This window comes from Pseudarthrobacter lactosi (assembly GCF_055412785.1).
On record NZ_JBVAYS010000002.1, the window covers coordinates 516,398 to 542,946 of the forward strand.

The window sequence follows — 26,549 nt, forward strand, 5'->3', positions numbered from 1 at the left end:
GGTACACCACCATGAGCCTTGACCAGCTGTATCAGCAGATCATCCTTGACCATTCCAAGGTCCGCTATGGCAGCGGCCTGGCGGGAGTCGCAGCGCCGGCGGGGGCGTCCACGGGCCAGTCCCACCAGCTCAACCCGGTCTGCGGCGACGAAGTCACGCTGCGGGTGGCTGTGGAAGACGGCAAGGTGGCTCAGATTTCCTGGGACGGCGAAGGCTGTTCCATCTCGATGGCATCGGCGTCGGTCCTCAGCGAGCTCGCGGAGGGAATGACCGTGGACGAACTCCACGCCGTCATCGGCAACTTCCGCGAAGTGCTCCGCTCGCGCGGGAAGATCCACGCCGATCCCGAAATCCTGGGCGACGCTGCGGCGTTTGAGGGTGTGGCCCGCTATGCCGCGCGCGTTAAGTGCGCCATGATTTCATGGGTGGCCGCCGAGGACGCTTTGAACCAGGCAACCTAGGCCCGCACGGTCCGAAGCCGAGCCGTAGCCGGCTCGAATCCGGTGCGAGTCCGGGCCGCGGCCGTCAGCCCCGCCTCTCGAAAACGTCCGGAACGCCGTCGCCGTCAGCATCACGTCGTTCCGCCTCTTCCGTGGCTCGGTAATGCCGGTTCCGCAGCCGGAGCACCACGGTGGCGAGCAGGGCTGCCGCCAGTGATCCGGTGAGGATGGCCACCTTCGCGTGGTCATCGTGCGCAGAGCCTGCACCGAAGCTCAGCTCGGCGATCAGCAGGGACACCGTGAAGCCCACCCCGGCCAACATTGCAAGGCCTGCAACATCGATCCAGGCGAGGCCGTCGTCGAGCTTTGCCCTGGTGGTCTTCGTGATCAGGTAGGTAGTGCCGAACACACCAATCGTCTTGCCGGCCACTAGGGCAGCCACAATTCCAAGCGCCACCGGATCCGCCAGGGCCGACCGGAAGCCGTCGAGGCCGCCCACGGCTACTCCGGCGGAAAAGAAGGCGAAGACCGGGACGGCGAAACCTGCCGAAAGCGGGCGGAGCCGATGTTCAAAGGACTCAGCCATGCCGGAACCCGTCTCACCCCGTTTCCGCGACGCCAGTACGGGCACGGCAAAGGCGAGCAGCACGCCGGCCACCGTGGCGTGGATACCGGAAGCGTGCACGAGTCCCCACGTGGCGGCGGCCAGCGGCAGCAACAGGTACCAGCTACGGACCCTCCTCTGGGCCAGCAGCGTAAACAGCCCCAGCGGAACCAGCGCCGCCAGCAGGAAGAGCGGCTGCAGCCCGGACGAGTAGAAGAAAGCGATAATGCCGATGGCCAGCAGGTCATCCACCACGGCCAAGGTCAGCAGGAAGGTCCGGAGGGCCGCAGGCAGGTGCGTGTTGATGACGGCCAGTACGGCCAAGGCAAAGGCGATATCGGTGGCTGTGGGAATGGCCCAGCCCCGCAGGCTCTCGGCGCCTTGGCCCAGGTTCACCAGCGTGTAGATCAGGGCCGGCACTGCCACGCCGCCCACTGCCGCAGCCACCGGAACTACCGCCTTGGACACCTTCCGGAGTTCGCCGGAGACAAACTCCCGCTTGAGTTCCAGGCCGGCCAGGAAGAAGAAGATGGCCAGGAGACCGTCGGAGGCCCAATGCCCCAGGGAGAGCCGGAGGTGCCAGGGTTCGAATCCGATTTTCAGGTCCCGCAGTGCGAAGTAACCCTCAGCCGCCGGCGAGTTGGCCCAGAGGAGTGCCGCAGCGGTGGCCAGCAAGAGAAGGGCGCCGCCGGCGGTTTCCAGCCTGAGGATCGCCGAGATCCGTAGGAATTCAGGGTAGCTTGAGCGGCTGAGGACCTTAGCAGCGAAGGCGGGGCGGGAAGGGTGCTTGGCCATGGGTGGCTCCTGGAATTAAGGGGTTGGCAAAAATATTGCCGACCAGACTTCCCGGCGCACCTATGACCAGCCTACCCGAGCAGGCCCAGAACCCCGATCACCGCGGTGGCAGCTCCCAGCACCATCGAGATGCTGACCAGCACCACGTGGACGGTGAGGAACTTTGTGGCCTTGCCGGCGGCGTCCCGAGCCCTGGGGTCCTTCATCACGCGGCGCAGGAACTGCGGCCAGACCACAAGGGACCAGACGCCGGCAATGATCAGCAGGCAGCCCGCAAACAACGGGAGCTGCACGGCCTAGTGGCTTTCGAGCCAGGCCTGGGCCTGCTGGGACTGGATGTTCAGGGCTTTTGACACCATGGGCTCGGCCGCCTCGGCGATCTTGCCGCCCAGGAAGGGAACAGAGGACGTGACGTTGCCTTCGAGTTCAATGCGTGTGCTGCTGCCCTCGGCGACGAGCCGCTGGACCGCGGTCACATCAAGGGGGGCGCCGGCGATCTTCAGCGTGATGTTGCTCTGTCGGGAACCGTCGGCCGCGGGCGCCTCCCAGTTCTCCACCTGCGTCACGGTGAGCTTTTCGCCCACGAACTTACGGGCGATCTCGGGGAGCCGCGTGGTGGGCAGGGTGCGGACCGAGGTGGTGCTGAATGCTCCGTCAACGTCTCCGGCCACTTCGAAGGACTCCAGGGTGCCGCCAACGAACTGGCTGGTGTGCCGCTGGAACTCCTCGTTGATAAAAACAGCGGCGACGCTGCCGACGGCGTGCGGAAGGGTGGTGGTTGCACTCAGTGCCATGGGTCCTCCAGTGATGTGTAGGTCAGAACGCTTTTTGCTCCCCACATCCTACGGGGAGCCTTGCTGGTTGTTGGAACCGGCCCCCGCGCTGTCGGCGCTGGCGATCTTCTGCGCCGCCGTGGTGATGTTCCGTGCCATTGCCGGAAAAATGAGGCTGTGGAACGGCAGTACGGCCAGCCAGTAGAGCTTTCCGCTGAGGCCCTTGGGGAAGAAAATCGCCCGCTGCCGGTAGCGGCTGCCCGTCCCTTCAGGTTCCACGGACAGCTCAAGCCAGGCGCGTCCGGGGGCGCGCATTTCCGCGCGGAGGCGCAACAGTTTTCCACGCTCTATCCGCTCCACACGCCACCAGTCCACCACTTCGCCTGAGGCCAGGGTGCCGGGATGCCGGCGTCCCCGCAGCAGGCCCGCGCCGCCGGTGAGCTTGTCCAGCCAGCCACGCACGCGCCAGGCCAGCGGCAGGGAATACCAGCCGTTCCGGCCGCCGATCCCTTCGATGATGGTCCACACGTAGGCAGGATCAACATCCCCGTGGAACGTCCGCTCATCCACGTAGACCGTGTGGCCTGCCCAGTCCGGATCGCTGGGCAGCGGATCGGCGTCCGCCCCGGCATTTGACCACGTGGTTTCCACCTGGCCGTCGCGCTCCTTGCCCAGGGCGAGGGCAACCGCCCGCCGGTACGGAGTCAGGCCGCCGGCTGGCACAGGGATATGGGCGTCGATATCGTGCTCGCGGGACACGGCATCGTGCTGCAGCGACTCGACCAGCGGCAGCGACATGGACAGCGGGATAGGCGTGGTCAGGGCCACCCACATGCCGGCAAGCTTCGGGGCGGGAATGGGCAGCGCCAGGACCACCCGGTACGGCAGCCCGGCCTCGGCGGCGTATTCCTTCATCATGCCCGCGTAGCTCAGGACCTGCCGGCAGCCGATGTCGAACGTGCGGTTGACCGGCCCGTCCATGGAGGCGGCGCCCACAAGGTAATGCAGCACGTCGCGGACGGCGATCGCTTCGATCTTGTTCCGCACCCAGCTCGGTGCCGGCATCAGCGGAAGCGTCTCGGACAGGTGGCGGATCATTTCGAAGGACGCCGACCCGGAACCGATCACCACCCCGGCCTGGAACACCACTGCGTCCACCCCGCTGTCCAGGAACACCTTCCCCACAGCTTCCCGGGAGCGCATGTGGGTGGACAGTTTCACGTTGGCCGGGTGCAGGCCGCCCAGGTAGACGATCCGGCTCACGCCGGCGGCGGCAGCAGCCCGCGCGGCCGTTTCCGCCATGGCCTTTTCCTTGGATTCGAACCCGGCGCCAGCGGCCATGGAGTGGACGAGGTAGTACAGCACGTCGACGCCGCCGAGTGCCTGGCGCAGGGAAGCGCCGTCGTCGAGACTGCCTTGGATCACCTCAACCTTGCCCAGCCACGGCACGCCGGCGATCTTGGCCGGTGTCCTGACCATGACCTTTACGGTGTGCCCGGCCTCCAGCAGCCGGGGGACCAGGCGGCCGCCGATGTAGCCCGTGGCCCCGGTCACCAGGACGGTTTGCGCCGTCCCCCCGGCCACCGTGTTGGGAGTGTCGCTCGGACTATTGCTATCGCTCACTGAAAGCTCCTCAGTACAGACGGGCGGACGCGTCCAACAGGCGCGCTTCCTCAGCAAGCTTAGCAAGGGGGTGCCCGGCGGGCCCCGGTGCAGGGGTAGGCTGGGATGACCCGGGATTCGAAGAGAATTTCGGGTTTTCGTGTTGCCTGCGATCCCATGAACCCACAGGAGTTTCCGCCATGAGCCCCACTGGCCCGTCCCATCCTGGCCCGTCCCACGCCGGTCCCTCGCTCGCCGGACTGCGCCGTGTACTGGCAGCAGACCAGACGTTCGCCCGGGTGCAGGCGGAGGCGGCCAGAGGGTTTGACGTCCGGGGACAGGATTACCAGATCAGCGCGCCGGCCGGACTCCGCGCCGTCCTGCTGGCGGAAATGGCAGACGGCCTGGCCGCCGCTGCCGAAGAAGGAACTCCCGACGGCGGGCTCCCCCCAGTGGTGCTGGCAGTCACCGCGACAGGACGCGAGGCAGAGGACCTGACGGCGGCCCTGCGCGCCTACCTACCAGCCGATTCGGTGGCCGAGTTCCCCAGTTGGGAAACGCTGCCGCATGAACGGCTCTCACCCCGCTCGGACACGGTGGGCCGCCGGCTGTCCGTCCTGCGTCGCCTGGCGCACCCGGAAAGTTCGACGGCGGGCCGGCTGCGTGTGGTGGTGGCGCCGGTCCGCGCCGTGGTCCAGCCGATCGTCGCCGGGCTGGGTGAGCTGGTTCCGGTCACGCTGAAGGTGGGACAGGACATGCCGTTCTCCAGCGTGGTGCGGAGCCTCGCGGACGCGGCCTACGCACGCGTGGACATGGTTACCCACCGTGGCGAGTTTGCCGTCCGCGGCGGCATCATCGACGTTTTCCCGCCCACCGAGGACCATCCCATCCGGGTGGAGTTCTTCGGCGACGAGGTGGACCAGATGCGCTGGTTCGCGGTGGCCGACCAGCGCTCGCTGTCGGCGCCCGGCTTGCATCACCCCACCGAGCTCCATGCCCCGCCCTGCCGCGAAATCCTGATCACGCCGTCAGTGATGTCGCGCGCGGCCACCCTGAAGGCGCAGCTTCCCGCGGCCGCGGACATGCTGGAGAAGATCGCCGGCGGCATCGCCGTGGAAGGCATGGAATCCCTGGCCCCGGTGCTGGTGGATGCCATGGTCCCGTTCGTGGAGCAGCTGCCCGTCGGGTCCATCTCGGTGATCATAGAACCGGAAAAGGTCCGCCGACGGGCACATGATCTTGCGGCCACCAACGAGGAGTTCCTGGAAGCTGCCTGGTCCACGGCATCCGATGGTGGCACGGCCCCACTGGACCTCAGCTCGCAGGCGTCGGAAGCCTTGCATTCCGCCAGTTTCCGTTCCCTGGCCGAAACCCGGAGCTCCTCGCTGGAGCACGAAGTGTCCTGGTGGTCCATTACGTCACTGGCCACCGACGAGGAGCTGCTGCCGGAGATCGACGTCCTCAACCTCCGCGCCCGGGAACCGCGCGGGTACCAGGGCGATGTGGCCGAGATGATGGACTTCATCGGCTCCCACGTCCGGGACCAGTGGCGGATCGTGGTGGCCACCGAGGGACCCGGCCCGGCGCAGCGCCTGGCGGAACTGTTCCACGACGCAGACATCCCCTGTGCCCGCGTGGACACCCTTGAGAACGAGCCACAGGCGGGCATCATCGAGGTGACTACTGCCGCCGTCGGACGCGGTTTTGTCCTGGACAGCCTCAAGCTGGGGCTGCTCACCGAAGCGGACCTGCTGGGACGGACGTCCGCGGGCTCCACCAAGGACATGCGGCGTATGCCGTCCAAGCGGCGGAACGCCGTGGACCCGCTGCAGCTGGTCAACGGCGATTCCGTGGTGCACGAACAGCACGGCATTGGCCGCTTCATCGAACTCATCCAGCGGAAGGTGGCCGGCGGCGGAGACGGCGTCCGCGAATACCTGGTCCTGGAATACGCCCCGTCCAAGCGCGGCGCCCCCGGGGACCGCCTGTTTGTCCCCACGGACCAGCTGGACCAGGTGACCCGCTACGTCGGCGGTGACACCCCGGTGCTCAGCAAGATGGGCGGCTCTGACTGGGCCAGCACCAAATCCAAGGCGCGCAAGGCCGTCAAGGAGATCGCCGGGGAACTCATCCGGCTGTACTCCGCGCGTATGGCCTCAAAGGGACATGCCTTCGGGCCGGACACCCCATGGCAGCGTGAGCTTGAGGAGGCCTTCCCGTACGTGGAGACGCCGGACCAGCTGACCACCATCAACGAGGTCAAAGCGGACATGGAGCGCGAAATCCCCATGGACCGCCTGGTGTCCGGCGACGTGGGCTATGGCAAAACCGAGATCGCCGTCCGGGCCGCGTTCAAAGCGGTCCAGGACGGGAAACAGGTGGCGATCCTGGTGCCCACCACCCTGCTGGCCCAGCAGCACTACGAAACGTTCACCGAGCGCTTCTCCGGGTTCCCCCTGCGTGTCAAAGCCCTGTCGCGGTTCCAAGGGACCAAGGAAACCAAAGAGACCGTGGAGGGCGTCAAGAGCGGCTCCGTTGACGTGGTCATCGGCACCCACCGGCTGCTATCCAAGGACTTCGCGTTCAAGGACCTGGGCCTGGTGATCGTGGACGAGGAACAGCGCTTCGGTGTGGAGCATAAGGAAGCCCTGAAGAAGATGCGCACCAACGTGGACGTGCTGGCCATGAGCGCCACCCCGATTCCGCGGACCCTGGAGATGTCGCTGACCGGCATCCGCGAAACGTCCACGCTGGCGACCCCACCGGAGGAACGCCACCCCGTACTCACCTACGTGGGCCCGTACACGGACAAGCAGACCTCCGCGGCCATCCGGCGTGAGCTGATGCGCGAAGGCCAGGTGTTCCTGGTCCACAACCGGGTGTCCACGATCGAACGGACCGCCGCGAAAGTCCGCGAACTGGTCCCGGAGGCACGCGTGGAGGTGGCGCACGGGCAGATGTCCGAGAGCCGGCTGGAGCAGATCATCGTGGACTTCTGGGAAAAGCGCTTCGACGTCCTCGTGTGCACCACCATCATCGAAACCGGCCTGGATATCTCCAACGCCAACACGCTGATCGTGGACGGGGCGGACAAATACGGCCTCTCCCAGCTGCACCAGCTCCGCGGCCGGGTGGGCCGCGGACGTGAACGCGCCTATGCCTACTTCCTGTACCCGTCCGAGAAGCCCCTGGGCGAGGTGGCCCTGGAACGGCTCAAGGCCGTCGCCACCCACAACGAGCTCGGCGCCGGCATGCAGCTGGCCATGAAGGATCTTGAAATCCGCGGTGCCGGCAACCTGCTGGGCGGCGAGCAGTCCGGCCACATCCAGGGTGTTGGCTTCGACCTCTACATCCGCCTGGTGGGTGAGGCAGTGGCCGACTTCCGCGGCGACGCCGAGGAAAAGGCCGCTGAAATGAAAATCGAGCTGCCGGTGAACGCCCATCTCCCGCACGATTATGTGCCCGGGGAGCGGCTCCGCCTGGAGGCCTACCGGAAGCTGGCCTCTGCGGTGACCTACGAGGCCATCGACGAGGTCCTGGCCGAGCTTGTGGACCGCTACGGCGAGCCGCCGCTGCCGGTCCAGAACCTCATCGCCGTGGCCCGATTCCGGGTGGGTGCCCGCGAAGCCGGCCTGTCCGACGTCGCACTGCAGGGGAACTTCATCAAGTTCTCGCCGGCGCAGCTGCCGGAATCGAAACTGATGCGGCTGACCCGGATGTACCCTGGTTCCCAGCCCAAGCCTGCCCTGGACGCGGTGCTGATTCCGAAGCCGAAGACAGCGAGGATCGGCGGCCGCGACCTGCAGGATGCCGAAATCCTTGAATGGGCCAACGGGGTCATCCGCAACATTTTCGCTGACGCGCCTCTGGCCGCTCCAGCAGCAAGAGGTTAGAGCTTGATGGGAGGACATCACGCCGCGTCGGGAGCCGCGGCGTGGATAGCTATTGCTTCAACGGGCCCATACACGCTGGGCTGGTATCCGCTGGACGCCACCGGGATCCTCATCGGCGGGATGGCGACGGCGGGGACGGCGCTTGTGTGCGATTGGGACCACCGCCACAGCACGGTGGCAAACTCACTGCCGCCGCTGTCCAACCTGATTGCCGTGGGTATTGAAAACGCCAGCGGCGGGCACCGGCAAGGCACCCACTCGGTGCTGGGGGCGGTGTGCTTTGTGCTGCTGGCCATGATGGCCGGGCAGTTCCAGCTGCAGACGGACTGGGGCCTGCTGTCGGTGGGCGCCGGGTTGCTGTGCATGTTCATGATCAACATTGCGGCCAAGGCGCTGAAGCTGTTTCCCAAATCCGGATTTATCAGCAACTGGATCTTTGCCCTGGCCATGGCCGGACTGGTGACCTGGTTCGCTCCTGAGCAGTGGACCTGGCTGCCCGTCTCGATGCTGACCGGGGTAGTGGTCCACATCGTGGGGGACATGATCACCACCGGAGGCGTGCCGCTGCTGTGGCCGATCGTCATCAAGCCACCGAAGTTCCTCCGGAAGCTGCCAGGGCTCAACGACATCTGGAAAGCGAACGGCGCCTTTTCCCTGCCGCTGCTGGGCCGCGCAGGTTCCCGGCGCGAGTGGCTGGTGCTGATCCCGGTCAGCGCCTACGCGATGGTGGGCATGTGCGTCGCAGCGTGGTCGTTGGCGAAAGCACATTTTCCCGCCGCGATGGCGATCGGAAAGACCACGGTCAGCCGATTGCTTGGCGTGGGCTGACGCCGCCCGTACTTCAGCGGCCGGCCTCTGGCGTCCAAGATCTAAGCCAGTAACTTAAAAGGCTGCGGCCCCGGAATATCCGGGGCCGCAGCCTTTTAAGTTACTGAGGGTTCTTACTTGCCGCCGGCCGAATCGGAGCGACCGGTGATGGTCTGCGGGATCCAGAACGCCAGGAAAAACAGGCCCAGGCAAACGGCCATGGGCCACGGGTTGCCGAGCGTGAGGAAGGACAGGGAGTAGATGGAGCCCAGGAACAGCGCCATCATGGGTACAAACAGAAGGATGCTGCCCAGGAGGCTGTTCTCATTCTGGGGGGTCTGTACCGTGGCGTTGCCGGACTCGGTGGTCTTGCTGGACATTGTTTCCTCCTCGGCCCCGCGGGGCTCAAACTGTGGCGGCTCCGGGCCGACGTCAGTAGCTGGCTGAACCCTGTTCACCCTTGACGATGGCAATGCCGGAACTGGCACCAATACGTGTTGCACCTGCAGCAATCATAGCCTGCGCGTCGGCCAGGGAACGTACGCCGCCGGACGCCTTGACACCGAGATCGGGGCCTACAGTGCGGCGCATCAGGGCGATGTCCTCGGCTGTGGCACCCCCGCCATTGAACCCCGTTGACGTCTTGACGAAGTCCGCCCCCGCTTCAACGGACGCCTGGCAGGCAAGGACCTTCTGGTCGTCGCTGAGCAATCCGGTTTCGATGATGACCTTCAGGATGGCCCCGCTCGCGTGGACCGCCTCCGCCACGGTGGCGATATCGTCCACCAGCGCGCCCTTGTCACCGGCTCGGGCTGCCGCGATGTTGATGACCATGTCGATTTCGTCCGCACCGTCCAGGACTGCGCCGCGGGCTTCAAACGCCTTCACGTCGCTGGGCGTGGCACCCATGGGAAAGCCGATCACCGAGCACGTCAGAACCCGGGACCCCTTGAGCGCGGTCTTGACTGTCTTGACCCAGACGGGGTTCACGCAGACCGACTTGAAGTGGTACTCAGCGGCCTCGGCACAGACTTTGAGGATTTCCGCTTCGCTGGCCTCGGGCTTGAGGAGTGTGTGGTCGATGTAGGAAGCGATGTTGCCTGACGCTGAGACCGTACCGGCTCCAGTCTGGTCGGCAGGAGTGGCTGCGTTGCTCATGATGGTCCTTTCCATGTGGCCTTGTGGGCCGCCGGAGCCACGTGGTGCGTGGCTGTTCAGGTGACCATCCTGTCACAGCCTTATCGTCCATGGGCCAGCAGAGCAGGCCAACGCGGGGTCACATCCGGCCCAATAAACCTGCCCCATTGGGCCGGATGTGACCCCGCGTTGCTGCGATCAGGAGGTCAGGCAGCCACGGCAACGCGGTGTTCCGCAGGCACGCGCTCCGCCGCTGATGTAGCGGTCATCAGCTGCGCCGCGCAGGCGCCAGCGGCAGAGGCCGCTGCGACCAGCAGTCCCAGCCGCACGCCGTCGAACGCGGCGGCGTCGCCGATGGCCCAGACGCCGGCGACCGATGTCCTGAAGTCCTTGTTGATGGCGATTCCGCCGTTGGGAGCGGTGGCGAGTCCGGCGCTGGCGGCGAGTGCATCACGGGAAACCCGCTCCTCGGCCAGGACAACGAGGTCCCCGTTCATGCTGCTGCCGTCTTCGAAGACAACCCCGGAGGCGGTCAGGCCTGCGCCGTGGATGGAGTGCACCACGGCGGCGGGCCGGACAGTTGTGCGAATGGGCCGGACTCCGCGGGCCCGCAGCACCGCTTCGGCCTGGCCTGCCGCCGCGCCGGTTCCCACGAGGATCCCCAGTGGCCGCCTGCCCAGTTCCCGCGTCACTTCCATCACGGCGTCGCCGATCCGGGCGGCGTCGTCGATCGTGGAGTAGCTCAGGCAGCGGCCGGCGCCCGCCACCGGGGACGCGGCGGGCGCTGATCCGGTGGCGATGACCAGTTCGTCGTAGCTCAGTTCCATGCCGTCGGCGGTGGTGACGGAACGGTTCTCCGTGTCGATGAAGCTGGCTGGCTGGCCGAAGCGGACTGATACCTGGGGCAGCTCTGCGAGCTCCAGGAGCTCGGCGGGAGCGTCGTCCAGATTGCTAAGGACGGTGACCGTGCCGCGGAAGCGTGCACCGTCCAGCTGCCGGACCAGCGCCTGTGCGGCGGGCCCTGCCCCGGCAATGACGATGCGCGGAGCCGGGGAAAATGAGGTGGACGGTGCCGGAGCGGACATGTGCTGGCCCTTTCGCTGGCGGCCGCAGGAGCGGCCGGGAATTCGTGATGAATCCCAGCGTAGACGGCTGGCTTTTCAGGCGTGTTTCCCCGCTGTTGCTGGGAAAAATCCCTTTGTTCGCCAACGTTTACCGGCCGGTAACATAACCCGTGATGCGCCTCTCACTGCGCTCCGGAATGACACAAAAGAGGCCGGAGCCGCGTCCCTAGACCCGGATCCGGTAACCCCGTTTGACCACCGTCTCCACCAGGCGGCCGTCCGGCAGTGATGACCGCAGGCGGCTGACCGTCATATCCAGGGCATGGACCGAGCCTTTCAGCTCGAGCAGCTCCGACAGTGATTCGCGGGAGAGTACGGCGCCACCTGCTCCCAACAGGGCGCGCAGCAGCAGCAGCGGTGCAGGCGCCAACTCGACCTGCGCTCCGTCTACCCGCAGGCTGCGTCCCCGCAGCTCAAGGTTGCCGGATGCGGTGTCCAGCCGCCGCACGTGGTTCAGGGCGAGGTGCTCGACCACCAGCCGGATGAGGGCACCCATCCGGAACCGCTCCGGAATGAGCGGTGAGATACCGGCGTCGATCAGGGGCTGGGCCGTGACGGGCCCCACCACTGCCGTAGTGACATTGGTTTTCAGGCTTTCGATGAGCTGTTTGTAGACGCCCATTTCGTGGGCGGTGCTCCACACGGCATCGACCGCGGGGGCGCTGGTGAAGGTGAGGACGTCCAGGTTGCCGCTGCACACAGCTTCAATGAGGCGCGGAAGCCGGTCTTCGCCGTCGGGCTTTACCCAGCGGTATGGGGTGACCGTCAGGACGGTGGCGCCGGACATGCGGAGCCGTTCCAGCTGCCGGACATCCGTGTAGCCGTGCAGCTGCACGGCTACGGTCTTGCCGCGCACGCCTTCGGTGAGCAGCATGTCCACCAGCGTTGCGGTGGTTTCGTCGCTGCTGATTCCGACGTCGGCGAGTCCGGCCGCGCGGACGGCGCCACGGGCTTTGGGGCCGCGCACGAACATCCGGCACGCGCCGAGGGTTTCCAGCAGCTGCTCACCGATCCCAAAGGAATCGGCGGCTTCGCACCAGCGCCGCATGCCGTACGCCGTGGTGGCGATGCACAGGTCCGGGCGCGCGTCGATGATGGCCTTCGTGTCCTCGATCAGGCGGATGTCTTCCTGAACCGGGGCGATCTTGAGGGCCGGCGCGTGCAGCACTTCCGCGCCGCGGCGTTCCAGGGCCTCGATAAGGTCCCGGGAGCGCCGGTGCGAGGTGACTCCGATACGGAAGCCCTCCAGCGGGGAGTCAGCTGCCTCCGGCCCGGACGTCGCTTCAAGCTGGGCAGGTTCAGCTGGTGCCAGTGCGTTCATGGGGGTCAATCCTTTCATGAACCGAGCAGCGAGGCCGCCAGGCGGTCGAGGTCGGCGGCGGCCTCAGCATGGCCGCGGTTGGCTTCTGCCACGCGAACCACCTCGCCAATGACCAGCACAGCGGGATTGCTGCACCCGGCGGCGGCGGACGTAATGGTGCCCAGGTCCGCGATGGTGGTGCGCTGGCCGGGGCGGTAACCGCGTTCGACGACGGCCATGGGCATGTCGGGACGCATGCCGGCTTTACGGAGTCCGGCCGCGAGCTGGTGGAGGGTGCCGATGCCCATCAGGACCACAATGGTGCCGCCCAGTCCGGCCAGGTGGGTGTGTTCCTTTTCGGTTAGCGGCGCGTGGCCGGAGACCACGGTGAACATGTGGCTGACCTCGCGGTGCGTAACGGGAATGCCGGCGGCGGCCGGTACGGAGATGGCGCTGGTGACACCGGAGATGACACGGACGGGCACGCCCGCCGCCACGCAGGAGGCCACTTCCTCGCCGCCGCGGCCAAAGACGTAGGGGTCGCCGCCTTTGAGGCGGACCACGTTGTTGCCGGCGAGGGCGCTTTCGACCATCAGCTTCTCGATGTCGGCCTGGCCCACCTTGTGGTGGCCGGGCTTCTTGCCCACATCCACCAGTTCGGCGGAGGTCAGGTCCGGCAGGTCCTGGCAGGGAGCCAGCCGGTCGAAGAACACCACGTCAGCATCGCGGAGGGCTTTCACGGCGGCGACCGTCAGCAGTTCCGTGGTGCCGGGTCCGCCGCCCACCAGGGTGACATGGCCCACCGGTCCGGCAGCCGGCTCGGCCGCCACCGGGATGCCGGTGGCGGCGCAGCGCTCGAGCAGGGACTCCCAGCCGGTCTGACCGTCGTCGACCGCTGCAACCAGGAAGGGACGCTCGGGGAGCGGGCCGTCATGTGCTGCACCCGCAGGGGTGCTGAGGCGGTAGACGACGGCACCCGCGGCCGCGTAGCGGCGGACCGCCTGGCGGGCCGCGTGGTCGGAGCCGGTGACCAGGACTTCGCGGCCGGTGAGATCAATGCTGAGCTGCATGGCTATACCTCGTTCTCGGCGCGGGGCCGCATGGGGATGGAGGCGCCGATCAGGACCGGCTGTTCGCTGGCGCGGGCCTTTTCCTCCTGAGTGGCAGGGCGCATCTGGCCACGCTCGTCGGAGACGAAGGTGATGGAGTCATCCTTCTGGTCGGGGGCGTTGACGAAGGAACGGAACCTGCGCAGGCGCTCGGGGTCCGTGAGGGTGTCCGCCCATTCGTCCACGTAGGTGTCAACGTGCTTGGCCATGGCGGCTTCGAGCTCCTCGGCGATGCCCAGGGTGTCCTTGACCACCACGTCCTCGACGTGTTTGATGCCGCCGTCGAGCTCTTCCTGCCAGCGCGCGGTGCGCTGCAGGCGGTCGGCGGTGCGGATGTAGTACATAAAGTACCGGTCGATGTACTTGATCAGGGTTTCGTCGTCGAGGTCCTTGGCCAGCAGCTGGGCGTGGGCCGGGGTGGCGCCGCCGTTGCCGCCGACGTACAGGTTCCAGCCGTCGGCCGTAGCGATGACGCCCACGTCCTTGCCACGGGCCTCGGCGCATTCGCGGGCGCAGCCGGAGACGCCCATCTTGAGCTTGTGCGGGCTGCGGAGGCCACGGTACCGGAGCTCGAGCTGGATGGCCATGGCCACCGAATCCTGGACCCCGAAGCGGCACCAGGTGGAGCCGACGCAGGACTTCACGGTGCGCAGGCTCTTGCCGTAGGCCTGGCCGGATTCAAAGCCGGCATCCACCAGCAGCTTCCAGATTTCCGGGAGCTGCTCCAGCCTGGCGCCGAACATGTCGATCCGCTGGCCGCCGGTGATCTTGGTGTAGAGGCCGTACTGCTCGGCGACCGCGGCGATGACGCCGAGCTTCTTGGGGGTGATTTCGCCGCCGGCGATGCGGGGGACCACCGAGTAGGTGCCGTCCTTCTGCATGTTGGCGAGGGCGCGGTCGTTGGTGTCCTGCAGGGTGCCGCGGCCGGCGTCCAGGACGTAGGCGCTGTTCTGGCTGGCGAGGATGTTGGCGATGGTGGGCTTGCAGATGTCGCAGCCGGCTCCGGTGCCGTATTTGGCCATGATCTCTTCGAAGGAGGTCAGTTCCAGGACGCGGATGGCGTCGAAGAGTTCCTGGCGGGACAGCTCGATGTGTTCGCAGAGTGCCTTGGAGACCTCGACGCCGGACTTGGTCAGCTCGGTTTCAAGCAGCTTCTTGAGCATCGGCACACAGGAACCGCAGCTGGTTCCGGCACGGGTGCAGCCCTTGAGCTCGCCGAGCTCCTGGACGGGGGCGTTGCCGTCGCAGGCGCCGCAGCCGTTGACGGTGTCGCGGATGGTGCCGGCAGACACGTTGTTGCAGGAACACAGGATGGCGTCGTCCGGCAGCTCGGAATCCGGAGCGTCGCCGCCGCCTGCCGCGCTCAAGTAGGCGCCGGGCTCGGCGCTGAGTTCGCGGCCGAGGAGCGGGCGCAGGCTCATGTAGGGGGACGCGTCGCCCACGAAGATGCCGCCGAGCAGGGTTTTGGCATCATCGGTGGTGACGATCTTCTGGTACACGCCACGGGCGGGGTCGGCATAGACGATCTCGAGCGAGTGCTCGGTCTTGGCGAACCCGTCACCGAAGCTGGCAACGTCCACGCCGGAGAGCTTGAGCTTGGTGGCAGTGTCGAAGCCCGGGAACGTGGCCTGGCCGCCGTGGAGACGGTCTGCCACGATCTCCGCCATGGTGTTGGCCGGCGCAACGAGGCCCAGGCACATGCCACCGTAGTTGGCGACCTCACCGATGGCCCAGATGCCTTCCACTTCGGTGGCGCAGAAGTCGTTGATGACCACGCCGCCGCGCTGGCCCAGGCTGAACACCTGCTCTTCCCCTTCGGCTGCGCGGAAGAGTTCATCGCGCGGCCGGACGCCGATGGCGACGATCACGAGGTCAGCGTCGATGATGCGGCCGTCTGCCATGAGGACACCGGTGACCTGGCCGTCGTCGTCGGACAGTACTTCCGAAGGGAACACGCCGCCGTGGACCGCGAAGCCTTTGGCCTTGATGAGCCGGCCCATTGCCTGGCCGGCGCCTTCGTCCAGCTGTGTTGCCATCAGCCACTGCGATCCGTCAATAACGATCGGGTTGGCGCCCAGCTGCTCCGTGCCGGCGGCCGATTCGAGTCCGAGGAGGCCTCCACCGATAGTGACGGCGTTGACCTTGCGGCCCAGCTTCTCCGTGAGCCCGGTAATGGCCTGGTTGATGGCCCAGACGTCTTCGAGCGTGCGGTAGACGTGTGTGTGCTCGGCACCGGGGATGGGCAGGCGTGCGGCATTCGATCCGGTGGCGACCACCAGGTCGTCGTATTCAAAGATGCTGCCGGCGGCGGTCTCAACCGTCTTCGCCTCGGCATTGATCTTGACCACGCGCTCGCCGGTCTTCAGAGTCAGGGAGTCGTGGTCCCACATTGAGGCAGAGCCCAAGGTGAGGTCCACGGTGCTGTCCGTCAGTGCCTTGGAGAGAGCCACGCGGTCGTACGGGAGGTGGGCTTCTTCCGTGAGGACCGTTACGTCCCAGCCCTCAAGGCCCCGGGTGTGCATGGCATCGGCGAAGCGGTGGGCAGCAGGGCCGCCACCGGCGACGACGATCCGGCGCGTTGCCGTCTGGCTTGAAGTCTGTTCGGTCACTGTGGGCCTTTCGCATGTGCCGCAGACGATGTTCTGCGACTTTCTCTGACGAGGTGTGTCCATTCAGACTAGGTAGCCGCAGTTTCGCTTCAGTTTCCCTTTTGTTTCGTAGGCTTAACTTCTGCATCACGAACGCGTTTCCGTTCGGGTGAGGTCTCTTTTACGCACCGGACACATTCGCTGCACGCCTTTGAAACACCCGTTCCCTAAGTTGTTTAGTACGGCCATAGAGGTGGCCAATCAAGCACGGGGAGAGGAGCCGGACATGACGGCAACACTGGAACTTGGGGCGCTCGCCGCCGACACCGCGACCTGGCACCGGGTCTGCGCCGTGGAAGAGCTTGAGCTCGCATGGGGCGAAGCAGCACTCATTTCGGGCCGCCAGGTGGCACTCTTCCGGACCGGCCCCAGTGAGGTTTTTGCGGTGGCCCACGAAGATCCGGCCACCGGCGCCCATGTGATGGCCCGCGGGATCCTGGGTTCACGCGGCACCCGACCCACTATCGCGTCGCCACTGCACAAAGAGGTCTACGACCTGGAAACGGGCGAATGCTTCGGAACTGCCGCCGTGCGCCTTGAAACGTTCAGCACCCGCATTTCCGACGGTTTCATCGAAGTCGAGGTTTAGCGACCCGCTAGAGCCCGAGGGCCTCGCGGACGTCGCTGAGCACATTGTCGAGGGCGGTTCGGGCTGCCTGCCGGGCTTCCGGCAGTTCGGCCGCCGACTCAACCGGGAGGATGACCTCCAGGTAGCACTTGAGCTTGGGCTCGGTGCCGCTGGGCCGGATGATGACCCGGGTTTCGTCCCGGGTCAGGTACAGCAGGCCATCGGTGGGCGGCAGGTGTTCGCTCCCTTCGGCCAAGTCCACAAATGTTTCAACAGCGGACGAACCGAACGAGTCGGGTGGGCTCACCCGGAGCCGGTTCATCATGGCGTCCAGCAGGCCCAGATCCGCCACCCGGATGCTCAGTTGGTCGCTGGCGTGCATCCCGTGCTGAAGGTACAGCTCGTCCAGGGTGTCGAAGATGGTTTTCCCGTCCGCTTTGGCGGCGGCGGCCATTTCCGCGATGAGGACCGCGGCAGAGATTCCGTCCTTGTCCCGGACCAGATCCGGTGCAACGCAATAGCCCAGGGCTTCCTCGTAACCGTAGACCAGCCCCGGCACCCGGGAAATCCATTTGAACCCGGTGAGCGTTTCCTCATGCTCGTATCCGGCCGCGGCTGCGATGCGGGAGAGCAGCCGCGAGGAGACAATCGAATTGGCGAAGACGCCGGCACCCGCACCACTGGCGGTTTCGTCAGCACTGCCCGATGCGCCGTCACTGCCAGCCGCCCGCCGGGCCACAACGTGTGCTCCCAGCAGCGCGCCCACCTCGTCGCCCCGGAGCATGCGCCACGCGCCGGTGTCAGGATCCTTGGCCGCCACTGCAGCGCGGTCCGCATCCGGATCGTTGGCCAGGACAATATCGGCGTCGACGCGGACGGCAGTCTCCAGGGCCAGGTCCAGCGCACCGGGTTCTTCCGGATTCGGAAAGTTCACCGTGGGAAAGTCGGGATCCGGTTCAGCCTGTTCGGCCACCAGGGTGACATCGGCAAAGCCGGCAGCGTTCAGAACCGCCACGGCAGTTTCGCCGCCGACGCCATGCATGGGGGTCAGGACAATCCGCAGGTCACGGGACGGGAAGCGGGCCGCATCGGCGAGTGCCGCCGTCGCGCGTTCATAATCCGCCGCAACCGACGGGCCCAGGACCGTCCAGCCGTCCGCGGCAAGGGTGATGGATTCCAGTGCGCCCACGGCGTCGATCCGCGCGGCGATCCGGGCGTCGTAGGGCGCCACGATCTGCGCTCCGCGGCCGCTGACCTCCACGGCATGACGGCCCAGGTACACCTTGTAGCCGTTGTCCTGCGGCGGATTGTGGCTGGCAGTCACCATCACGCCGCCGTCGCAATCGAGGGCCCGCACGGCGAAAGCGAGCAGCGGGGTGGGTAGCGCGGACGGCATCAGGAAGGTTTCAATGCTGGCTGCCGTGAAGATGGCCGCTGTTTCCTCGGCGAAGATGTCGGAGTTGTAGCGGGCGTCATAGCCGACGACGGCGCGTGGCCGGGTCCCGGGGGCGGCCTCGCCCACCGCCGCAACCAGGAAGTCGGCGAGGCCGGCTGCGGCGCGGCGCACCACCACTCGGTTCATCCGGTTCGGCCCGGCGCCCAGGGCGGCGCGGAGGCCTGCGGTGCCGAACTGCAGGGTGCCGCTGAAGCTGTCGGACAGCTCCTGTGACGCTGCGGGGGAGCCCTCCTCCGCGAGTTGCAGCAGATCTGTGAGCTCTGCGGCCGTGGCGGGATCCGGATCTTTGGCCGCCCATTCGCGGGCTTGGCTGAACAAGGAAGCGGCAGCGGGGGACGTCATGCGGTCCACGCTATCGTCATTGCTTCAGGAACTGTGCCTGAACACTCGCCTGTGACAGGGGAAAGCAGTGAAATCCTTGCAGGAAATTTTCTGGACAAGTAATGTCGCGAATATGAAACTGGGGCAGGGCGTCGAATGGGGGCTGCATAGCTGCGTCAACATGTCCTGGACCGCGCCGGGGGAGGCCGTCAGCAGTGCACGGCTGGCCGAGTTCTACAAGCTTCCTGCCCCATACCTGAACAAACAGCTCCAGGCCCTGGTGCGGGCCGGGATACTGGCCTCGGTGTCCGGTCCGCGGGGCGGTTTTTCGCTGGCCCGGCGTCCGGACCGGATTTCCGTCCTTGACGTGGTCCTCGCCATCGAAGGAAATGACGATGCCTTCCGCTGCGAAGGCATCGTCAAGGACGCCCCGGGCGGGAGCATGGATGCCGACTACGCCCGCACGTGCCTGATCTCGCAGACCATGCGCCATGCCGAAGTCACCTGGCGGACTGAGCTGTCCCGGCAGAACATTGCCGGGATCGCCCAGTCCATCGAGCAGCGGTTTCCCGAGGCACGGGAGGCCACGGTCAGCCAACTCATGGGCGCCAAGTCCTGACCAGTCCATCGGCAAGGCGGAGTCACTACGTACCCATGGGAAGGCCTCGGAGGGGCGCTAAGTGACCTCGCGTTGTCCTAAAGCTTGGCGATGATGCCCGCCAGCAGTTTGGAGATCCGCGGTCCGGCGGCCTGGCCGGACTCAATGACTTCCTGGTGGCTGAGCGGCATGGCGCTGATGCCGGCCGCGAGGTTGGTGACCAGCGAAATTCCGAACACTTCCATGCCTGCGTGTCGGCCGGCGATCGCTTCCAATGCGGTGGACATGCCCACCAGGTCCGCGCCGATCCGCTTGGCGTACTGGACCTCGGCCGGCGTTTCGTAGTGCGGCCCGCTGAACTGGGCGTAGACGCCTTCCTCCAGCGAGGCGTCCACTTCACGGGCGAGGGCACGGATGCGCGAGCTGTAAAGATCTGTCAGGTCAACGAACGTTGCGCCTTCCAGCGGGGACGTGGCGGTGAGGTTGATGTGATCTTTGATGAGCACCGGGGTGCCCGGCGTCCAGCTTTCGTTCAGTCCTCCGCAGCCGTTGGTGAGGACCAGGGTTTTGCAGCCGGCGGCCGCAGCAGCGCGGATGCCGTGGACCACGGCGCGGACGCCTTTGCCCTCGTAGTAGTGCGTCCGTGCACCCAGGACCAGCGCGCGTTTGCCCTCTTTGGTCAGGACGGAGCGGATGGTGCCCACGTGACCTTCCACGGCCGGGGCATGGAAGCCCGGGACGGTATCAGCGGTCAGGGTAGCGGTGGTCTCGCCGATGAGGTCGGCGGCTTCGGCCCAGCCTGAGCCCAGGACGAGGGCGACGTCGTGGCTGCCCACCCCGGTCTCCTGTGCGATGTAGTCAGCGGCGGAGCGCGCGGTGGCGAAAGGGTCCGTGTTCTGGAAGTCTGTATTACTCACTGGTACAAGTTATCGTGCCGTTGCCGCTGTGCACAGTGGCGACGGAGTCACTCCGGGCCGCGGCCGGCATCGTGACGGGCCACTCTTTTATTGGTGGTCCCTGTGCAGATGCGGGAGAATAGTTGATTGTGACTACGCACCCTGATTTCAGCTCACCCCGGATCGCAATCCTCGGAGGTGGCCCCGGCGGATACGAAGCCGCCATGGTCGCTGCCTCGCTGGGAGCGCAGGTCACCATCATCGAACGCGCGGGCATGGGCGGCTCGGCCGTGCTGACCGACGTCGTGCCTTCCAAGACCCTGATCGCGACGGCGGATCTGATGACCCGCGTCGGTGAGGCGGGGGAGCTGGGAGTGAAGTTCGACGTCGACGGCGGCGACTTTGTGCCGGCGATGCGCGCCGATCTCAAACACATCAACGACCGCCTGCTGGGCCTTGCCCGCCAACAGTCCACCGACATCTCCACTGGGCTGGAGCACCAGAACGTCCGCATCCTGCTGGGTTCCGGCAGGCTCCTGGACAACCACACCATCGAAGTGCTGACCGCTGACGGCACCGAAGTCGTGGAGGCTGACACCATTCTGCTGGCCGTCGGCGCGCACCCCCGCGAGCTGCCCACCGCGCGGCCGGACGGGGAACGCATCCTGAACTGGGCGCAGATCTACAACCTTGACGAGCTTCCCGAGGAACTGATCGTGGTGGGGTCCGGCGTGACCGGTGCCGAGTTCGCCTCCGCCTACAACGGCCTGGGCTCCAAAGTCACCCTGATCTCCAGCCGCGACCGGGTGCTGCCCGGTTCGGACACCGACGCCGCGGAGGTGCTGGAGGAAGTCTTCGAGCGCCGCGGTGTGCGCGTGCTGTCCCGCTCCCGTGCCGAAACCGTCGAGCGGACGGACGACGGCGTGGTGGTCACCCTCGGTGACGGATCGAAGATCACTGGCAGCCACTGCCTGGTGTGCGTGGGGTCCATCCCGAACACCGCCGGCATCGGCCTTGAAGAGGCCGGCGTGGCCCTCACCGAGAGTGGCCATATAAAGGTCGACGGCGTCTCCCGCACCACCGCGCCGAACATCTACGCCGCCGGCGACTGCACCGGGGTGCTGGCTTTGGCCTCGGTGGCCGCAATGCAGGGCCGGATCGCGATCGCCCACTTCCTGGGCGACAGCGTTATGCCGCTCAAGCTTCACCAGGTGGCTTCCAACATCTTCACCTCACCGGAGATCGCGAACGTGGGCGTCTCCGAAGCCGAGATCGAGTCGGGTAAATACCAGGGCGACATCGTCAAGCTCTCGCTCAAGAGCAATGCCCGCGCCAAAATGCGCAATCACAAGGACGGCTTCGTCAAGATCTTCGCGCGTAAGGGCTCCGGCACCGTGATTGGCGGTGTTGTGGTGGGGCCGAACGCTTCCGAGTTGATCTTTGCCATCTCCCTTGCGGTCACGCAGAAGCTCCACGTCGACGACGTAGCCAACACCTTTACTGTGTACCCGTCACTGAGCGGGTCCATCTCGGAAGCCGCGCGGCGCCTGCACGTCCACATGTAGCCTGCCCCGGTGGTTGTGCGCGAAACCCGAGCCCGGTGGTTGAGCTTGTCGAAACCCGAGGGATCATGCCTAATCGCCGGCAATCTCGGGTAGCGTGGCGGGCATGACTACAGCTCTGGAGCGGCCACGCCGCGGAAAAATCATCGGCGGCGTCTGCGCCGCCCTGTCAGCCCGGTTCGGGCTCCCGAAGTTCCTGGTCAGGCTTGGCTTTGTGATCTTTGGCTTGGTGGGGATCGGCGAGCTGGTCTACATCGCGCTGTGGATCATGATCCCCAAGGCCCCGGCCTAAAGACCGCCCGGATTCCGGCCTCAACGCCTAAGTCAGAGCGTAGGGCGGGACCGAGCTCCCGGCTGCAAACGGGGTGAACCAGCCCCCGATACTCAGCTTCCCGGCGTCGTATTCCGGAAGGTCGGGGCTGTCCGCGTAGAGAGCCGGACTGTCCGCCTCTTCCAACAGGACTTCCTCGACCTGTGCCCGCCAGTCTTCCGGGAGGTCGAGTTCATAGATGTCCTCGGTGATTTCCGCCTGATCGAGCAGGCAGCGGACGGCGAGCTCTGCAGCGAGGCATCCGGGGGCCGTCCAGCCGCGGACCAGCGATGCCGTCACATCGGAAGCGACCACGAGGAACTTCCGGGTAAACGTCGCGTCGTAACTGGCGGCGAACTGAGGCGGCAGCGAGGACAGCACAGACGTACCGGCGACGTCAGACGGAGTAACCACATCCAGGGAACTCAGGGTCCCCAGATCGTGAAAGAGCTGGTCAACGAGAACGCCCGACGAGTTCCACAGGAGGCCTGCCAGCAGGAGTGTCTGGCTCACAGCGGTTTTCCGGACTTCCGGCAAAACTGAGGCCATTTCGTCCAGGTCTTCCGGGTCGAATTGCAGCCGCTGTTCCGGCGTCATGTCATCCGGGTGCGGGTCAAGGCCAAGCAGCTCCAGGCTCAGCCCCGTGAGTTTCCCGGCGTCAGCCAGCAGGTCTTCGGTGATGTCGTCTTCTTCGTCGGCATTCATGGCCCCGATGCTACCTGCCGCAGGCCTCCGGCCCGATTCGCATTACGTCGCAACTCCGGGCTTGGGGTTTCGAGGGGCTCGGCCCCGCCTTCAGCCCACTTCAGGCGGCGGGAGCCGCCTGGAAGTGTTTTTCGATGAGCCCCTTGATGTCCTCGTGGCAGCCGCCGCAGCCGGTGCCGGCGCGGGTTGCCTTGGAGACTTCGGCCACTGTGGAGCAGCCATCGGCCACGGCACCCTGGATCTTGGTGCCGCTGACTCCGGCGCAGCGGCACACAGTGCCCGCCGGGTCAGCCGGGCCGGATGCTGCCAGCTGGTCAGGGCCGTCCAGCCGCAGCAGCAGTGACCTGTCAGCCGGCAGTTCCGCGCCGCGCTCGAACAGCCCTACCAGTTCCGCGGCGGTCCGCGGCATGCCCACGGACACCAGGCCTTCCAGCACTCCGCCGCGGGTGGTCATCTTGACGTAGCGGCCGTGTTCCGGATCAGCCCACTGGGCGATCTGCAGCCGCGGCCGGCCGTTCACGGCGCCCGCGGTGAGCGCCTCCTCATCCCACGGCTCGGCGCCGTTGTCCCCGGCCACGGCCATGTTCATGCCGCGGGCCTTGAGCACAATCACGGCGGCCTGTTCCTGGGGCAGTTCCTGCAGCGCGTCGGCGTCCTCCTGTGTGCCGGAGGCCAGCAGGGTCAGGTATTCGGCCAGCCATTCGGCCTGCCGCCAGCCGGGTCCCACCAGGCCGGACGGGCCCTTTGCCGTACGGCACTCACCGCAGGCGGGGTCAGGGCAGCGGACCTCGGCGCAGTCGCCGATCGCGAAGATGTGCGGCTCGTGGTGGGCCCGGAGCCGGTGGTCCACCAGGATGCCAGCCCCCACCGACAGCCCGCAGCCTTCGGCGAGCTCGGTCCGGGGACGGACACCGCAGGAGAGGACCAGGAGGTCCCCGTCGATCGCCGAACCGTCATTGAGCAGCAGCGCCGAGAACCCGCCGTCGGGCGCGTTGTGCTCCACGCCGGTGGACCGGGCGTTGCCGGCCATCCGGACCCCGCACCGGCGCAGGCTGGCCGCGAGGACCGCTCCACCGCCGCGGTCGATGTTGCGGCCCAGCGGGTGCGGCCCGTTGTGCACCACCGTGACGGTGGCGCCTTCCTCGGCAGCGGCGAGGGCTGTTTCGAGGCCAAGGACGCCGCCGCCCAGCACCACAACACGCTTGCCGCCGTCGACCGCCGCGCGCAGGACCGCAGCATCACGGAGGTCACGGAGCGCAGTGACACCGGCCGGGAGGACGGGTGAGGCGGGGTCCGGGTTGATGCCGGTCAGGTTGGGAATGACGGGCCGGGAACCGGTGGCGAAGACCAGACGCTCATAGTGGGCGGAGGTGCCGTCCGTGAGGAGCACCTGCTGGCGGGCGCGGTCCACGCGGCGGACCCGGACGCCAAGCCGGACGTCCACGCCGTCGGCGGCCAGGGCTTCGGCGTCGGAGAGCGCCAGGGCATCGGCAGTGGTGCGTCCAACGCCCAGATCGGCCACCAGCACACGGTTGTACGCGGCCTCGGCCTCCTCGCCCACCACGGTCAGGCTGACGTGCCCGTCGCGGACTGCGGGCAGCAGTTCATCGATCAGGCGGGCAGCCACGGGACCGAAACCAACAACGACAATCTGCTCACTCATGAGGCCTCCGATGTCTGAAGAACACTGTTCTGAAGTCCGGTTGCGACCACACGGACCCACACCTTGTTGAACTTGAATTCGGGCATCCCGGAAATGGGATCCGTGGCCGCTTCGGTGAGGCGGTTGGCGCTTTCAAGTTCCGGAAAATGGAACGGCAGGAAGACCGTCTCGGCACGGATCGCGGTGCTGAGTTCCGCCCGGCAGAACACTTCGCCGCGTTCATTGGCCACCGAGACAAACGCACCGTCGGTGATGCCCATGGCGGCCGCGGCGGCGGGGTGGATCTGCAGTTTCGCCTCGGGCTGGCTGGCCAGCAGCTCGGAGACCCGCCGGGTCTGCGCTCCGGACTGGTAGTGCTCCAGGAGGCGGCCGGTGATGAGGGTCATGGTTTTTGCGGCCGGAACTGTGGGGTCCCCAACAGGGGGCCCGGCTGGCGTACGACGACGGCGGGGCGTCACCGGGGTCATGACCGCCTTGCCGCCGGCGTGGGCGAACGCGTCCAGGAAGAGCCGGGGCGTCCCGGTGCTCCCCACGGGGTAGGGCCAGTAGGCGGCTTCGCCGCGATCCAGCATGGCGTAGTCAATGCCGGAGTAGTCTGCGTGCCCGCCGGCCGAGGCCAGGCGCAGTTCCTCAAAGACCTTTTCCGGATCCTCGCTGTATGTGGACGGGGCTTCAAGCGCTTCCGCGAGCCGGGCCATGATCCACAGTTCGCTCCGTGCGCCCGCGGGCGGCTGCAGGGCCCGGCGGCGGCGCAGGACGCGTCCCTCCAGGTTGGTGAGCGTGCCTTCTTCCTCGGCCCACTGCAGGACCGGGAGGATAAGGTCCGCTTCGGCGGCGGTCTCGGACATAAAGAAGTCGCAGACCACCAGGAAGTCCAGGCTGCGGAGCCCGGCGATGACGGCGTTCGCGTCGGGGGAGGCCACCGCGATGTTGGAGGCGTGCACAAAGAGGCACCGGACGCCGTCGGGCTGTCCCAGCGACTTCAGCAGCTGGACGGCGGGCAGTCCGGGTCCGGGAATGGTTCCCTCCGGGACGCCCCAGACGCCGGCCATGTGGGCGCGGGCGGCGGGGTCGGTGATCTTGCGGTAGCCGGGGAGCTGATCGGCCTTCTGGCCGTGCTCGCGGCCGCCCTGGCCGTTGCCCTGGCCAGTGAGGGTGCCGTAGCCGCTGCGGCGTGAACCGGGCAGTCCCAGGAGGAGGCTGAGGTTGATCGCGGCGGTGGCTGTGTCCGTGCCGTCCACGTGCTGTTCCACGCCGCGGCCGGTGAGGATGTAGCTGCCGCCCTTGCCTGCGCCGTCGGCGAGCCTGCGGGCGGTTTCCCGGATGAGCTCCGCCGGGACGCCGGTGAGGGACTGGACACGCTCGGGCCAGAAAGAGTTGACGCTGCGGACCACGGCGTCATAGCCGGTGGTGCGTGCCGCGATGAAGTCTGCGTCTGCAAGGCCTTCGTGGATGATCACGTGCGAGAGCCCCAGCAGGAGGGTGAGGTCCGTGCCCGGCAGGGGCTGGAGGTGAAGGCCGCCGCCGTCGGCCGTGAACTTTGCCGTGGCTGAACGGCGGGGATCCACCACGATCAGCCCGCCGGCGTCGCGCGCGCCCTGGAGGTGCTGTACGAACGGCGGCATGGTTTCGGCCACGTTGGAGCCGAGCATCAGGATGGTGCTGGCCGTGTCCAGGTCCGTCAGCGGGAACGGGAGGCCGCGGTCCAGGCCGAACGCGCGCATCCCGGCGGCCGCGGCGGAGGACATGCAGAAGCGGCCGTTGTAGTCGATGCGTGAGGTGCCCAGGGCCAGGCGGGCGAACTTGCCCAGCATGTAGGCCTTTTCGTTGGTGAGGCCGCCACCGCCGAAAACGCCGACGGCGTCCTTACCGTAGCGTGCCTGAGTGTCCTTCACGGCGGTGGTGACCAGCGCCAAAGCCTGGTCCCAGCCGATGGGGCGGTGGACGCCGTCGGCGCCCTTGAGGAGCGGTTCGGTGACCCGTCCGGGGTGGTTCAGGAGCGTGGCGGAGGTCCAGCCTTTGCGGCAGAGGCCGCCGCGATTGGTGGGGAAATCGCGTCCACTGACCTCGAGCAGGGGGACTTTCAGGGTGGCATCCGCAGTGGCCAGCGCTGCGGATTCAGCCGGCACGGGGACTGACCCCGGCTCGGAAGCCGGGGTCAGTTCCGCTGGTGACGTGAGCGTCATGGCGCACTGCAGGGCGCAGTAAGGGCAGTGCGTGTCGGCGCTTTTGGTCATG

22 protein-coding genes are annotated in these 26,549 nt (G+C 66.8%); 7 read left to right on the forward strand and 15 right to left on the reverse strand.

What is annotated here, in order from left to right; genetic code table 11:
* The first annotated feature begins 11 nt into the window (after positions 1–11).
* Positions 12–461, forward strand: coding sequence for a Fe-S cluster assembly sulfur transfer protein SufU (gene sufU / locus ACZY0Q_RS12305; protein ID WP_463917208.1), 450 nt, complete (start codon positions 12–14; stop codon positions 459–461).
* A 64-nt stretch (positions 462–525) separates the two neighbouring features.
* On the opposite strand, the gene nhaA is transcribed toward sufU, so the two are convergent.
* From nhaA to ACZY0Q_RS12325, 4 genes are all read right to left on the reverse strand, one after another.
* Positions 526–1,839 carry a Na+/H+ antiporter NhaA gene (gene nhaA / locus ACZY0Q_RS12310; RefSeq protein ID WP_463917210.1) on the reverse strand — a complete coding sequence of 438 codons (1,314 nt, stop codon included), beginning with the start codon at positions 1,837–1,839 and terminating at the stop codon, positions 526–528.
* Positions 1,840–1,910: 71 nt separating this feature from the next.
* Positions 1,911–2,132, reverse strand: a complete 222-nt coding sequence (locus ACZY0Q_RS12315; protein ID WP_463917211.1) for an SCO4848 family membrane protein — start codon at positions 2,130–2,132, stop codon at positions 1,911–1,913.
* 3 nt (positions 2,133–2,135) lie between these two features.
* Positions 2,136–2,633, reverse strand: coding sequence for a DUF2505 domain-containing protein (locus tag ACZY0Q_RS12320; RefSeq protein ID WP_463917213.1), 498 nt, complete (start codon positions 2,631–2,633; stop codon positions 2,136–2,138).
* 48 nt (positions 2,634–2,681) lie between these two features.
* Positions 2,682–4,235 carry an SDR family oxidoreductase gene (locus ACZY0Q_RS12325; RefSeq protein WP_463917215.1) on the reverse strand — a complete coding sequence of 518 codons (1,554 nt, stop codon included), beginning with the start codon at positions 4,233–4,235 and terminating at the stop codon, positions 2,682–2,684.
* Positions 4,236–4,414: 179 nt separating this feature from the next.
* Between ACZY0Q_RS12325 and mfd the strand changes: the two genes are divergently transcribed.
* Together mfd and ACZY0Q_RS12335 are read left to right on the forward strand one after the other, a co-directional pair.
* Entirely contained in the window at positions 4,415–8,107 is a 3,693-nt protein-coding gene (mfd, locus tag ACZY0Q_RS12330; RefSeq protein WP_463917217.1) for a transcription-repair coupling factor, read from the forward strand.
* A 6-nt stretch (positions 8,108–8,113) separates the two neighbouring features.
* Complete coding sequence (locus tag ACZY0Q_RS12335; protein WP_463917218.1) at positions 8,114–8,935, forward strand: metal-dependent hydrolase; 822 nt, start codon at positions 8,114–8,116, stop codon at positions 8,933–8,935.
* 113 nt (positions 8,936–9,048) lie between these two features.
* Here ACZY0Q_RS12335 and ACZY0Q_RS12340 read toward each other — a convergent pair whose 3' ends face one another.
* The 6 genes from ACZY0Q_RS12340 to nirB form a co-directional block, all read right to left on the reverse strand.
* Positions 9,049–9,294, reverse strand: coding sequence for a hypothetical protein (locus ACZY0Q_RS12340; RefSeq protein WP_254747855.1), 246 nt, complete (start codon positions 9,292–9,294; stop codon positions 9,049–9,051).
* Positions 9,295–9,346: 52 nt separating this feature from the next.
* Positions 9,347–10,072 carry a deoxyribose-phosphate aldolase gene (deoC, locus tag ACZY0Q_RS12345; protein ID WP_463917220.1) on the reverse strand — a complete coding sequence of 242 codons (726 nt, stop codon included), beginning with the start codon at positions 10,070–10,072 and terminating at the stop codon, positions 9,347–9,349.
* 185 nt (positions 10,073–10,257) lie between these two features.
* A complete protein-coding gene (locus ACZY0Q_RS12350) occupies positions 10,258–11,136 on the reverse strand; it encodes an FAD-dependent oxidoreductase (RefSeq protein ID WP_463917222.1) in 879 nt (292 codons plus the stop codon).
* Positions 11,137–11,341: 205 nt separating this feature from the next.
* Positions 11,342–12,496 carry a uroporphyrinogen-III synthase gene (locus ACZY0Q_RS12355; RefSeq protein ID WP_463917223.1) on the reverse strand — a complete coding sequence of 385 codons (1,155 nt, stop codon included), beginning with the start codon at positions 12,494–12,496 and terminating at the stop codon, positions 11,342–11,344.
* A gap of 14 nt (positions 12,497–12,510) precedes the next feature.
* Positions 12,511–13,545 (reverse strand): uroporphyrinogen-III C-methyltransferase, encoded by a 1,035-nt coding sequence (cobA, locus tag ACZY0Q_RS12360; protein ID WP_463917224.1) that lies wholly within the window; start codon positions 13,543–13,545, stop codon positions 12,511–12,513.
* 2 nt (positions 13,546–13,547) lie between these two features.
* Positions 13,548–16,193 carry a nitrite reductase large subunit NirB gene (gene nirB / locus ACZY0Q_RS12365; protein WP_463917225.1) on the reverse strand — a complete coding sequence of 882 codons (2,646 nt, stop codon included), beginning with the start codon at positions 16,191–16,193 and terminating at the stop codon, positions 13,548–13,550.
* Positions 16,194–16,458: 265 nt separating this feature from the next.
* Here nirB and nirD point away from each other — a divergent pair, with 265 nt between their 5' ends.
* Entirely contained in the window at positions 16,459–16,821 is a 363-nt protein-coding gene (gene nirD, locus ACZY0Q_RS12370; RefSeq protein ID WP_463917227.1) for a nitrite reductase small subunit NirD, read from the forward strand.
* A gap of 7 nt (positions 16,822–16,828) precedes the next feature.
* On the opposite strand, the gene ACZY0Q_RS12375 is transcribed toward nirD, so the two are convergent.
* Positions 16,829–18,598 (reverse strand): phospho-sugar mutase, encoded by a 1,770-nt coding sequence (locus ACZY0Q_RS12375; RefSeq protein WP_463917228.1) that lies wholly within the window; start codon positions 18,596–18,598, stop codon positions 16,829–16,831.
* Between the two features lie 112 nt (positions 18,599–18,710).
* On the opposite strand from ACZY0Q_RS12375, the gene ACZY0Q_RS12380 reads away from it, so the two are divergent.
* The gene (locus ACZY0Q_RS12380) at positions 18,711–19,196 is read left to right on the forward strand and encodes an RrF2 family transcriptional regulator (RefSeq protein WP_463917230.1); all 486 of its coding nucleotides are present in this window, start codon (positions 18,711–18,713) and stop codon (positions 19,194–19,196) included.
* A gap of 77 nt (positions 19,197–19,273) precedes the next feature.
* Here ACZY0Q_RS12380 and ACZY0Q_RS12385 read toward each other — a convergent pair whose 3' ends face one another.
* Entirely contained in the window at positions 19,274–20,092 is an 819-nt protein-coding gene (locus tag ACZY0Q_RS12385) for a purine-nucleoside phosphorylase (protein ID WP_463917232.1), read from the reverse strand.
* Positions 20,093–20,220: 128 nt separating this feature from the next.
* Here ACZY0Q_RS12385 and ACZY0Q_RS12390 point away from each other — a divergent pair, with 128 nt between their 5' ends.
* The gene (locus ACZY0Q_RS12390; RefSeq protein ID WP_463917234.1) at positions 20,221–21,636 is read left to right on the forward strand and encodes an NAD(P)H-quinone dehydrogenase; all 1,416 of its coding nucleotides are present in this window, start codon (positions 20,221–20,223) and stop codon (positions 21,634–21,636) included.
* 103 nt (positions 21,637–21,739) lie between these two features.
* Complete coding sequence (locus tag ACZY0Q_RS12395) at positions 21,740–21,925, forward strand: PspC domain-containing protein (RefSeq protein ID WP_185262998.1); 186 nt, start codon at positions 21,740–21,742, stop codon at positions 21,923–21,925.
* 27 nt (positions 21,926–21,952) lie between these two features.
* Here the strand turns inward: ACZY0Q_RS12395 and ACZY0Q_RS12400 are convergent, their stop codons facing one another.
* The 3 genes from ACZY0Q_RS12400 to ACZY0Q_RS12410 form a co-directional block, all read right to left on the reverse strand.
* A complete protein-coding gene (locus tag ACZY0Q_RS12400; protein WP_463917235.1) occupies positions 21,953–22,648 on the reverse strand; it encodes a hypothetical protein in 696 nt (231 codons plus the stop codon).
* 100 nt (positions 22,649–22,748) lie between these two features.
* Positions 22,749–24,311 carry an FAD-dependent oxidoreductase gene (locus tag ACZY0Q_RS12405; protein ID WP_463917237.1) on the reverse strand — a complete coding sequence of 521 codons (1,563 nt, stop codon included), beginning with the start codon at positions 24,309–24,311 and terminating at the stop codon, positions 22,749–22,751.
* Positions 24,308–26,548 carry a molybdopterin oxidoreductase family protein gene (locus tag ACZY0Q_RS12410; RefSeq protein WP_463917238.1) on the reverse strand — a complete coding sequence of 747 codons (2,241 nt, stop codon included), beginning with the start codon at positions 26,546–26,548 and terminating at the stop codon, positions 24,308–24,310. The genes ACZY0Q_RS12405 and ACZY0Q_RS12410 overlap by 4 nt, the downstream gene beginning before the upstream one ends.
* Position 26,549 lies beyond the last annotated feature (1 nt).

What these genes read in the sequence shown, in the direction of transcription:
- sufU (WP_463917208.1), top strand. Translation starts at nt 12, where the DNA reads ATGAGCCTTGACCAGCTGTATCAGCAGATCATCCTTGACCATTCCAAG.
- nhaA (WP_463917210.1), bottom strand. Translation starts at nt 1,839, where the DNA reads ATGGCCAAGCACCCTTCCCGCCCCGCCTTCGCTGCTAAGGTCCTCAGC.
- ACZY0Q_RS12320 (WP_463917213.1), bottom strand. Translation starts at nt 2,633, where the DNA reads ATGGCACTGAGTGCAACCACCACCCTTCCGCACGCCGTCGGCAGCGTC.
- mfd (WP_463917217.1), top strand. Translation starts at nt 4,415, where the DNA reads ATGAGCCCCACTGGCCCGTCCCATCCTGGCCCGTCCCACGCCGGTCCC.
- ACZY0Q_RS12335 (WP_463917218.1), top strand. Translation starts at nt 8,114, where the DNA reads ATGGGAGGACATCACGCCGCGTCGGGAGCCGCGGCGTGGATAGCTATT.
- ACZY0Q_RS12340 (WP_254747855.1), bottom strand. Translation starts at nt 9,294, where the DNA reads ATGTCCAGCAAGACCACCGAGTCCGGCAACGCCACGGTACAGACCCCC.
- deoC (WP_463917220.1), bottom strand. Translation starts at nt 10,072, where the DNA reads ATGAGCAACGCAGCCACTCCTGCCGACCAGACTGGAGCCGGTACGGTC.
- ACZY0Q_RS12350 (WP_463917222.1), bottom strand. Translation starts at nt 11,136, where the DNA reads ATGTCCGCTCCGGCACCGTCCACCTCATTTTCCCCGGCTCCGCGCATC.
- ACZY0Q_RS12355 (WP_463917223.1), bottom strand. Translation starts at nt 12,496, where the DNA reads ATGAACGCACTGGCACCAGCTGAACCTGCCCAGCTTGAAGCGACGTCC.
- cobA (WP_463917224.1), bottom strand. Translation starts at nt 13,545, where the DNA reads ATGCAGCTCAGCATTGATCTCACCGGCCGCGAAGTCCTGGTCACCGGC.
- nirD (WP_463917227.1), top strand. Translation starts at nt 16,459, where the DNA reads ATGACGGCAACACTGGAACTTGGGGCGCTCGCCGCCGACACCGCGACC.
- ACZY0Q_RS12375 (WP_463917228.1), bottom strand. Translation starts at nt 18,598, where the DNA reads ATGACGTCCCCCGCTGCCGCTTCCTTGTTCAGCCAAGCCCGCGAATGG.
- ACZY0Q_RS12380 (WP_463917230.1), top strand. Translation starts at nt 18,711, where the DNA reads ATGAAACTGGGGCAGGGCGTCGAATGGGGGCTGCATAGCTGCGTCAAC.
- ACZY0Q_RS12395 (WP_185262998.1), top strand. Translation starts at nt 21,740, where the DNA reads ATGACTACAGCTCTGGAGCGGCCACGCCGCGGAAAAATCATCGGCGGC.
- ACZY0Q_RS12400 (WP_463917235.1), bottom strand. Translation starts at nt 22,648, where the DNA reads ATGAATGCCGACGAAGAAGACGACATCACCGAAGACCTGCTGGCTGAC.
- ACZY0Q_RS12405 (WP_463917237.1), bottom strand. Translation starts at nt 24,311, where the DNA reads ATGAGTGAGCAGATTGTCGTTGTTGGTTTCGGTCCCGTGGCTGCCCGC.
- ACZY0Q_RS12410 (WP_463917238.1), bottom strand. Translation starts at nt 26,548, where the DNA reads ATGACCAAAAGCGCCGACACGCACTGCCCTTACTGCGCCCTGCAGTGC.